Genomic DNA, 9,244 nt, shown 5'->3' on the forward strand with positions numbered 1-9,244 from the left:
TACCGAGCCGGACGCGATGGGGCACCCGCCCTACGCCGAGTGGCAGCGGGCCAACCAGGGCGTGCGACTGCTGCCGTTCCCGGAGGCCGGCGCGCACGGCGAGCTCGTCCTCAACGCGACCGCGGGCGTGAACTCGCTGGCGGCGCTCGATGCGGTCGGCGCCGCGAACCTGGCCGGCAAGGTGCTCCTCGACCTCGCCCTGCCGCTCGACCTCTCCCAGGGCATGCCGCCGAAGCTCACGCTCGCGAACACGGACAGCCTCGGCGAGCAGATCCAGCGCGCCTTCCCCGACGCCCGCGTCGTCAAGACGCTGAACACGGTGTTCTTCGAGGTGATGATCGAGCCGGGACGGGTGCCCGGCCGGCACAACGTCTTCGTCGCGGGCGAGGACGCCGACGCCAAGGAGACGGTCAAGGGGCTGCTGCGCGAGTTCGGCTGGCCGGAGGACGTCATCATCGACCTCGGCGGCATCAGGACCGCCCGCGGCACCGAGATGTACATGCCGCTCTACTTCATGCTCTGGGAGACACTCGGCACCTTCGACTTCAACATCTCAGTCACCCGCACGTAGTAACCGCGGAGACGTCCTCGATTCCACGCGCTGCGCATGAGGGCATGTGTGGACCGGGGGCGCGGGCGGGCGACCGTCTCCGAGCCCGAGCCGGGAGACAGGACGGTGACGCCGTGGCCGGCGCGCTTGACAACCGCCAGCGGACTCGCACTGGCGCTGTGCCGTGTCGGGAAGCAGGCGTGGCGGAGATCGCAAGGGCCGCCTCACCCGCATCAACTCGTACCTGTCAGGCGTCAGCCGGACGGCACCGCCCCGGACGGCCGGATCTGAGGCCCCCTGCGCGGCGGCCTGCCCGCCGGAGCGTGGCCGCTCTTTTTCTGGAGGCGTGAGGCCGTCCCGTGACTGACTCCTACGTGTCGGATGGCTGCTGTCCTCCCGTCACCCGGTGCGGGCGGGTTCGCAGGCAGACGATGCCGGGCTGCCACGGTCTCCAGACGCGTGTGCCGGTATCCGGCGCCTGTGAACGGCGCGAATGTCTCCGGCCACGTCCTGGCAGCCGTCGCGGGCCGCGACGCTCCGGTCGGGGCCGACGAACCCCATCTGGCGGCTCGCTGGTCGCCCGTTGTCGATGGGGACGGCATGGGCCGCCCCACTCCCGTCCGAGGGGAAGCGAGCCGGCCCATGCCGTCGGAGGGCTTGTCCATGGAGCCCGACGAGGTTCCGGTGGTCGGGGTGTCACATGCCTCGTCCGCCGATGCCGCCTCGGGGTGCGATCTCGTCGATGCGGGCGAGGTCCTCAGCGGTCAGCTCGAGGTCGGCGGCGGCGATGTTCTGCGCGACCCGCTCGCGGTCGCGCGATCCCGGGATCGGGACGATGTAGTCCTTCTTCGCCAGCAGCCACGCCAGGGCGAGCTGTGACAGGGTGACGCCCTTGCCCTCCGCGATCTTGGTGAGCTCGGTGACGATGGAGAGGTTCTGGTCGAAGTTCTCCGGAGCCCACCAGGGAATCATCTGGCGGATGTCGCCCGCGTCGTAGTGCTCGCGGGACTTCACGGCGCCGCTGAGGAAGCCGCGGGCGAGCGGGGAGTAGGCGACCAGTCCGATGCCGAGTTCCTCCAGCACGGGGAAGAACTGCTCGGAGTCGTGGGCGAAGATCGAGTACTCGTGCTGCAGGACCGAGATCGGGTGCACCGCGTGGGCACGGCGGATGGACTCGGCGTCGGTGTTGGACAGGCCGAGGTACCTGACCTTGCCGGCGTCGACGAACTCCTTCATCACCCCCACCACGTCCTCGACCGGGACGTCGGGGTCGGGGCCGTGCTGGTAGAGCACGTCGATCACCTCGACGCTCAGGTTGCGGAGGCTGTTGTCGACGACCTCCCGGATGTGCTCCGGCCGTGAGTTCGGGGCGAAGGTCGGGGTGAGGCCGAACTTGGTGGCGATCGTCACCTCGTCGCGGATCGGCGCGAGGGCGTTGCCGAGCAGCTTCTCGCCTTCTCCCCAGCCATACATCTCCGCGGTGTCGAAGTGGGTCACGCCGAGCTCGTGGGCGCGGCGGATCGCGGTGATCGAGGCGGTGTCGTCCGAGGGGCCGTAGGCGAAGGCGGTGCCCATCGCGCCGTAGCTGATCTCGGAGACGGTCAGGCCCTGGCGGCCCAGTGTGCGCTGTCGCATGAGGCACTCCCTGCGCAAAACCGAACGGTTCGGTTCGACCGTACACGCTTCACTCGCCCCTGCAAAACCGAACGGTTCGGTTAGGTAGGCTGGGACGCATGGCCCCCCGCAGCAGCATGACCGACGCCACCAGAGATCGCATCGTTGCCGCGGCCACGGCCGAGTTCGCCCGCCACGGCATCGCGGGGGCACGGGTCGAGCGGATCGCCAAGACCGCGCGAACCGGCAAGGAACGTGTGTACGCGTACTTCCGCAGCAAGGAGGAGCTCTACCGGTTCGTCGCCGGCCGGGAACTCGCGGCCATGGCCGAAGCCGTCCCGCTGGATCCCACCGACCTCCCGGGCTACGCCGGCCGTGTGCATGACCACGCCATCCGCCACCCTGAACGGCACCGGCTGATGGTGTGGGGACAACTGGAACTGGCGGGCGAGGAGACTCTCCCCGGCGACCCGTTGCGAGAGTCAGTGCGCCGCAAGATCGAGCAGCTACGCCAGGCGCAGGACGCCGGCCACCTCGACCCCGCCTGGGACCCCGAGGACATCCTCGTGTTCGTCAGCCAGCTGGCCACTTCGTGGGCCGGCCAGACCAGCCTCACTCCCATCGGCGAGGAACGCGACGCTTTCCTGGCGGCCCGCCGGACGGCCATCGTCACCGCCGTCCAACGCCTCTTTCCCGCAGCCACCGGCGACGCGGCCCCAACAACCGCGACCTCCCAGACCACCCCGGAGTGAGCCGCCCCGGCAGCGAACCGCTTCTATGTGTCGGTCCGGCAGGCCAAGCACGGCCCCAGTGCTGGTGGGGTCCCGTAATCAACTGTCGCCGGTTCTCCGAGGGGCCCAGCCTGTTGGTGCTCGTCTGTGCTCACCAGCGGCGTATCGACTCCATGTCCCGCCGGTTTCTCTGAGGAGGCGGCTGGTGGTCCTGTCGTAGCCGAGAGCGTCCGCGACGCCGGCGCCCGCGACGGCAAGGCAAGTGCGCAGGCGCTCGATGTAGGTGTCGAAGTCCTCGTCGGCCTTCCAGCTCTGGTACGCGGCGCCGGAAGCGGCGAGGGCCATGTTGAGCTGGAGGATCGCGATCATGGCGTCCTCGCCGGGCATCTGGGTCAGGATCCAGGTCTGGAGATCGTTGCGCAGTTGGTCTCCGGATGCCTGGCTCGCCCGAGCGAGGGCCGGGGACTGCGCTTTGAGGCGGCGCATGAGCGGCATGCGCTCGCGGAGTCCGGTGTTGACCTCGATCATGATCGCGGCCAGTGATTCCCAGAGCGGTTCGCCGGGACTCCGGGCCTCCAGCCGGGCGCGCCAGCGTTCGCGGGCTTCGGGGTCCTGGTCGAAGACGACGGCCTCCTTGCCGGCGAAGTAGTTGAAGAAGGTGGCCCGGGACACGTTGGCGGCTGCCGCGATCTGCTCGACCGTGGTCGCCTCGAAGCCCTGTTCCTCGAACAGGCGCAGTGCCGCCTCGCTGATGGCGCGCCACGCGGCGAGTTTCTTCCGTTCCCGCAGGCCCATGGATCCTCCCTCCCGGAATCATACTTGCTGGACTCGTCGATTTTTAGACGAGTCCAGTAACCTGGCTACAGTGGTGCGGCGCCCCCGGCGCACCGCCTCCGGCATGTGAAGGGTTCTCCATGAGCAGGGTTTGGTTCATCACCGGCGCGTCGCGCGGCTTCGGCCGCTCCTTCGCTGAATCGGCGCTCGGTCGCGGCGACAAGGTCGCCGCGACCGCCCGCACCGTCACCACCCTCGACGACCTGGCGGCGAAGTACGGGGACGCGGTGCTGCCGCTGCCCCTCGATGTCACCGACAGCGCTGGTGTGCAGGGGGCCGTGTCGGCCGCGCACGAGGAGTTCGGGCGGCTCGACGTGGTCGTCAACAACGCCGGCTACGGCCTGTTCGGCGCGGTCGAGGAGGTCAGCGAGCAGCAGGTGCGCGACCAGTTCGAGACCAACGTGTTCGGTGTCTTCCACGTCACCCAGGCCGTGCTGCCGATCCTGCGCGCGCAGGGCAGCGGCCACATCGTCCAGGTTTCCAGCGTCGGCGGCGTGACCGCCTTCCCCCAGACCGGCGTCTACCACGCCTCGAAGTGGGCTGTCGAGGGCCTGTCCGAGTCCCTCGCGGCCGAGGTCGCGGGCTTCGGTATCAAGGTGACCCTGGTCGAGCCGGGCGGCTACGCCACCGACTGGCGCGGTTCCTCCGCCGTGCACGCCGAGCCGAACCACGTCTACCAGCCGCTGCGCGATGCGCTGGCCGAGCAGCTCGCCGGCACCGAATACGGCAGCCCCGAAGCCGCCGGCCAGGCACTGCTGCGGATCGTCGATGCCGAGAACCCGCCGCTGCGCGTGCTCTTCGGCAGCCACATGGTCGACCACGTCAGGAACGTCTACGGCCAGCGCCTCGAATCGTGGGCCGAGTGGGCTCCCGTCTCCCAGGCCGCCCAGGGCTGACGGCCTTCCACGGTCCGGCGCCTCGCGCCCGGCCCGAGACACGCGAGGCGCCGGGCGAACCCCAAACCCGCGCACCTTCCGCATCACCCGTCTCCCCAGCACGGAAAGGCCCGATCATGGCCCGCACGACCGCCGCCCGATGGACCGAGAACGACGTCCCGTCCCAGAAGGGCCGCATCGCCGTCGTCACCGGCGCCAACAGCGGGCTGGGCCTTCAGACCGCACGAGTCCTGGCCGCGCGCGGCGCGCACGTCGTCCTCGCCGTCCGCGACCTCGACAAGGGCCGCCGGGCCGCCACCGAGATCGCCGACCGCGTGCCCGGTGCCCAGCTCAGCCTGCAACAACTGGACCTGGCGTCCCTGGCATCGGTGCGGACCGCGGCCGCTGAACTGCGCGCCGCCCACCCGAGGATCGATCTGCTGATCAACAACGCCGGCGTGATGTACACCCCGCGGCGCAAGACGCAGGACGGGTTCGACATGCAGTTCGGCGTCAACCACCTCGGCCACTTCGCGCTCACCGGTCTCCTGCTCGACGCGCTGCTGCCCGTGGCCGACTCCCGGGTGGTGACCGTCAGCAGCTTCGGCCACCGCATCCAGGCCAGCATCCACTTCGACGACCTGCAGTTCGACCGCTCCTACAACCGCGTCGCCGCCTACGGGCAGGCCAAGCTCGCCAACCTGATGTTCACCTACGAACTCCAGCGCCGCCTCGCCCCGCACGGCACCACGATCGCCGCCGCCGCACACCCGGGCGCCGCCGCCACCGAACTCCAGCAGAACCTGCCCCGCCCACTGCGCAAGGCAGCGGACTTGGCGCTCCCGCTGATCAGCCAGCCGGCCGCCATGGGCGCGCTGCCCACCCTGCGCGCGGCCACCGACCCCGCCGTCACCGGCGGCCAGTACTACGGCCCCGGCGGCATGGGCGGAACCCGCGGCTACCCCGAGGCGGTCGCCTCCAGCAAGAAGTCCCACGACACGGCCGTCCAGCAGCGTCTGTGGGCCGTGTCCGAGCAGCTCACCGACGTCAGGTTCCCCGTCTGAGCCCAAGCGACCCGCCCAACGGATCACCCGGTACCACGGCACAGGAACACTGTGCGCGTCATCATCTTCGGGGCCCCCGCCTGGTGGGGCCAGGGAGTACTGCAAGCCTGCCCGCGCGACGAGAAGGTCACCGACGTCCTCGTCGTCGGCCGCGCCCCCACCGACCGCGCTCACCCCGAGCTCCGCGAACCACACCACCAGGACTTCGCTGACTTCACCGCGGTCCGGTGGTGCCCATCAGGATGGTGCCGGCGGCGAGCACCCACACGACGAAGGGCAGCGTGCCCGCGGGGGCGCCGGCTACGGAAGGCATACGGGTACTTCTCCTCCTCTGAGGGGTTCAGGGAGTCGTCGGGGTCAGGAGGCGGCTTCGATGGTGATGCGGTCGGCCCGGCCGAGCTGGTCGGCGCTGACGTCGAGGTGGCCGAGGATGAGCAGGTCGGCGGAGGGGGCAGGCCCGTCCTGGTAGAAGAGGGCCAGGTTGCCCCAGGGGGCGTAGTAGGCGATGTCGCCGACCCTGGCCGCGGTCGGTTCGGGCGCGCCGGCGGTGTTCAGCTCGCGCGGCAGGTCGGCGATCCGCTCCGTGCCGTGAAAGTCCTCCAGGTCCAGGGTGAGCGGGAGCAGCTCGGCGAAGTCTCCGGCGGCGGGGCTGTCGTTCAAGGTGGCGTCGACGGGGCGGCCGTCGAGGGTGACCCGGATGTCCATGGGAGTGCTCCTGTCGGAAGCGGGCGACGAGGTGTCTGGTGGGGTGGACGGCGCGCCGGGCGACATCGTCTGCTGCCCCGGGGACGCGGAGGTGGCAGACGGGGAGGGCGGGGTGGTTTCCCGCGCGTCGTCGGAGCAGGCGGTCGCGGCCAGCAGGAGGGCGACGCCGATCAGACCGCGGCGGACGGCGGAGTTCATGAGAGACATCCCGGGGTCGTCATGCGGGCATGGGCTCGGCGTAGTGCCGGAACCCGCCGCGCTCGGTGTGGATGGCGTACAGGCGCTCGGACAGGGTCCGGGGGCTGGAGTGCTCGGCATCGGGGCGGATCGCGCCGGGGACGATCAGCTGGGCGACGTGGATGTTCTCCGGGGCGAGGGCGTCGTGGAGCATGGCCGCGTAGGCGCTCTCGGCGGCGAACGCGATGGAGGTGCCAGCCCGCTCGGGGTGGGGTCGTACCGCGCTGCCGCCATTGACGAACAGCAGCGTGCCCCGGCCCAGCTCCCGCATCCCCGGCAGAACAGCGTGCACGCAGGTCACCGGCCCTTTGACGGAGAAGGCCAGCGGGTCATCCAGGTCGGTGGCGGTGGTGTCCAGGACCGGCTTCATGAAGTCACCGCGGGGGACGGGACTGAACTGGAGGATCTCGACGGGCCCCAGCGTGTCCGCGGCCTGGCGCAGGGCCGCGGTGAGGGAGACGGGGTCCAGGACGTCGGCGGTGAAGCCTCGGGCGTGGATGTTCTCCCGGGCCAGTTCGGCCACCAGGTTGTCCTGGTGCTGGGCGCCGCGCGAAATGAGAGCGACGCGGTGGCCAGCGACACCGAAGCGGCGGGAGGCCGCGAGGCCCAGGCCGGGGCCGGCGCCGATGAGGGCGAAGGTGGTCACGGTGGTTCTCCGCAAGGACGACGCGGGTGGGCGGGCCGTTCCACGGAGCCCACCCGGGGAAAAAGCGGGCAGGTCAGGGCCTGAGGAGGGTCTTGATGGCGCGGCGTTCGTCCATCGCCTTGTAGCCTTCGGCGACCTGGTCGAGGGGGAGGGTGAAATCGAAGACCTTGCCGGGGTCGATGCGGCCGTCGAGGACGCGCTGGATGAGGTCGGGCAGGTAGTCGCGGACGGGCGCGGGGCCGCCGCGCAGGCCGACGTGGGAGAAGAACAGCTCCTGGCCGTCGATCGTCACGTCGTGGGGGACGCCGACGAAGCCGACGTTGCCGCCGGGGCGGGTGGCCCGCACGGCCTGCCGCATGGCCTCGGGGGTGCCGACACACTCCAGCGCCGAGTCGACGCCGACGCCGCGGGTCAGCTCCTTGACGCGGGCGATGCCCTCGTCGCCGCGCTCGGTGACGAGGTCGGTGGCGCCGAACTCCAGGGCCAGCTTCTGGCGGGGCTCGTGCCGGCTCATCGCGATGATCCGCTCGGCGCCCAGCTCCCTGGCGGCGATGACGCCGCACAGGCCGACCGCGCCGTCCCCGACGACGAGCGCCGTCGAACCGGGCCTCACCTCGGCGGCCCTGGCGGCGTACCAGCCGGTGCCCATGACGTCGGAGAGCGTCAGCAGGCTGGGGAGGAGTTCCTCGGCGGGGTGCTCCGGGGTGGCGACGAGCGTGCCCTGGGCGTTGGGGATGCGCACGTACTCGGCCTGGCAGGTGCTCATGAACTCGCGGCGCACGCAGTTGGACTGGTAGCCGTTGCGGCAGTTCTCGCAGGTGTTGTCGGAGGTGGCGAACGAGCCGATGACGAACTGGCCCGGCCTGACCGAGGTCACCTCGGCGCCGACCTCCTCGACGACGCCGACGTACTCGTGGCCCATCGGATGCGGCTCGCCCACGGGCTCCGCGCCGCGGTAGGGCCACAGGTCCGAGCCACACACGCAGGTCACGACGGTACGGATGATCGCGTCCGTCGGCTGGACGATCCTCGGGTCGTCCAGCTCCTCGAAACGCACGTCGCCAGGGGCGTGGATGACGGCTCCGCGCATGCTGACACTTCCTTCACTACGAGAGAAAAGAGTTCCGCGGCCCTCGGCGGGCCGCTCACGACCGAGCCTCACACGCGAGAGCGGGCGCGAAAAGCGGAGAATTCCATCCCGGGAGAGAAACATCCTGGGAGGAAACTCTCCCCCCTTCCCCGGCGGCGGTCGGTGCCATCCTGGGGAGCATGGCCGGCAACATCCCCCTCAACGAGCTGGGAGAATTCCTCAGGAAGCGCCGCTCCGAGCTGAGTCCCCGCACCGTCGGGCTGCCGGAGACCGGCGGCCCCCGCCGGGTCGCCGGGCTGCGCCGTGAGGAGGTCGCCCAGCTCGCCTCCATCAGCACCGACTACTACACCCGCCTGGAGCAGGGCCGGATGCAGGCCTCCGCGCCGGTGCTCGACATCCTGGCCCGGGTCCTCCACCTGGACGACGACCAGCGGGACTACCTCTTCCAGCTCGCCGGCAGGACCACCGCCCGCCCCCGGCGCCGGGGGCGGCAGACGGTGCAGCCCCAGCTCCAGCGGGTCCTGGACGACCTCACCGCGACCCCCGCCCTGGTCCAGGGCAGGCGCGGCGACATCCTGGCCTGGAACGCGCTGGCCGCCGCCCTGGTCACCGACTTCTCCCGCATCCCGGAGAAACACCGCAACTACCCCCGGATCCTCTTCGTCGACCCGGCGATGCGGACGCTGTACACGGACTGGACGACCTCGGCCAGGACCGCCGTCGCCCAGCTGCGGATGGAGGCCGCGAAGTACCCCGACGACCCCCGCCTGATCGCGCTCGTCGGCGAGCTCTCGCTGCGCGACAAGCAGTTCGCCCAGTGGTGGGGAGAACACCAGGTCGCAGCCCGCACCATCGGCACCAAGACCCTCGACCACCCCGTCGTCGGAGAACTCGTCCT

At 70.7% G+C, this 9,244-nt stretch carries 10 protein-coding genes; 5 read left to right on the plus strand and 5 right to left on the minus strand.

Annotated elements, in window-relative coordinates; genetic code table 11:
• Positions 1-571 (plus strand): NADPH-dependent F420 reductase (locus tag RNC47_RS35145; RefSeq protein ID WP_311604838.1); only part of this gene is annotated, 571 nt, incomplete at its 5' end.
• Positions 572-1,246: 675 nt separating this feature from the next.
• Here RNC47_RS35145 and RNC47_RS35150 read toward each other — a convergent pair.
• Entirely contained in the window at positions 1,247-2,185 is a 939-nt protein-coding gene (locus RNC47_RS35150) for an aldo/keto reductase (RefSeq protein WP_311604840.1), read from the minus strand.
• A gap of 116 nt (positions 2,186-2,301) precedes the next feature.
• Between RNC47_RS35150 and RNC47_RS35155 the strand changes: the two genes are divergently transcribed.
• Positions 2,302-2,916: a TetR family transcriptional regulator gene (locus tag RNC47_RS35155; RefSeq protein ID WP_311604842.1), complete on the plus strand. Its 615-nt coding sequence runs from the start codon at positions 2,302-2,304 to the stop codon at positions 2,914-2,916.
• Between the two features lie 78 nt (positions 2,917-2,994).
• Here RNC47_RS35155 and RNC47_RS35160 read toward each other — a convergent pair whose 3' ends face one another.
• Entirely contained in the window at positions 2,995-3,690 is a 696-nt protein-coding gene (locus tag RNC47_RS35160; RefSeq protein ID WP_311604844.1) for a TetR/AcrR family transcriptional regulator, read from the minus strand.
• Positions 3,691-3,809: 119 nt separating this feature from the next.
• Here RNC47_RS35160 and RNC47_RS35165 point away from each other — a divergent pair, with 119 nt between their 5' ends.
• Both RNC47_RS35165 and RNC47_RS35170 read left to right on the plus strand, forming a co-directional pair.
• The gene (locus RNC47_RS35165; RefSeq protein WP_311604846.1) at positions 3,810-4,625 is read left to right on the plus strand and encodes an SDR family oxidoreductase; all 816 of its coding nucleotides are present in this window, start codon (positions 3,810-3,812) and stop codon (positions 4,623-4,625) included.
• Positions 4,626-4,741: 116 nt separating this feature from the next.
• Entirely contained in the window at positions 4,742-5,668 is a 927-nt protein-coding gene (locus tag RNC47_RS35170) for an oxidoreductase (RefSeq protein ID WP_311604848.1), read from the plus strand.
• A gap of 357 nt (positions 5,669-6,025) precedes the next feature.
• Here the strand turns inward: RNC47_RS35170 and RNC47_RS35175 are convergent, their stop codons facing one another.
• From RNC47_RS35175 to RNC47_RS35185, 3 genes are all read right to left on the minus strand, one after another.
• Complete coding sequence (locus RNC47_RS35175) at positions 6,026-6,571, minus strand: cyclophilin-like fold protein (protein WP_311604850.1); 546 nt, start codon at positions 6,569-6,571, stop codon at positions 6,026-6,028.
• Between the two features lie 19 nt (positions 6,572-6,590).
• Complete coding sequence (locus RNC47_RS35180; RefSeq protein WP_311604851.1) at positions 6,591-7,256, minus strand: SDR family NAD(P)-dependent oxidoreductase; 666 nt, start codon at positions 7,254-7,256, stop codon at positions 6,591-6,593.
• A 73-nt stretch (positions 7,257-7,329) separates the two neighbouring features.
• On the minus strand, positions 7,330-8,346 hold the full coding sequence (locus RNC47_RS35185; protein ID WP_311604852.1) for a zinc-dependent alcohol dehydrogenase family protein: 1,017 nt from the start codon (positions 8,344-8,346) through the stop codon (positions 7,330-7,332).
• Between the two features lie 179 nt (positions 8,347-8,525).
• On the opposite strand from RNC47_RS35185, the gene RNC47_RS35190 reads away from it, so the two are divergent.
• Positions 8,526-9,244, plus strand: a 719-nt coding sequence (locus RNC47_RS35190) for a helix-turn-helix domain-containing protein (RefSeq protein WP_311604853.1), incomplete at its 3' end; no start/stop codon positions are given.

The organism is Streptomyces millisiae (assembly GCF_031845425.1).
Taxonomy (GTDB): domain Bacteria; phylum Actinomycetota; class Actinomycetes; order Streptomycetales; family Streptomycetaceae; genus Streptomyces; species Streptomyces millisiae.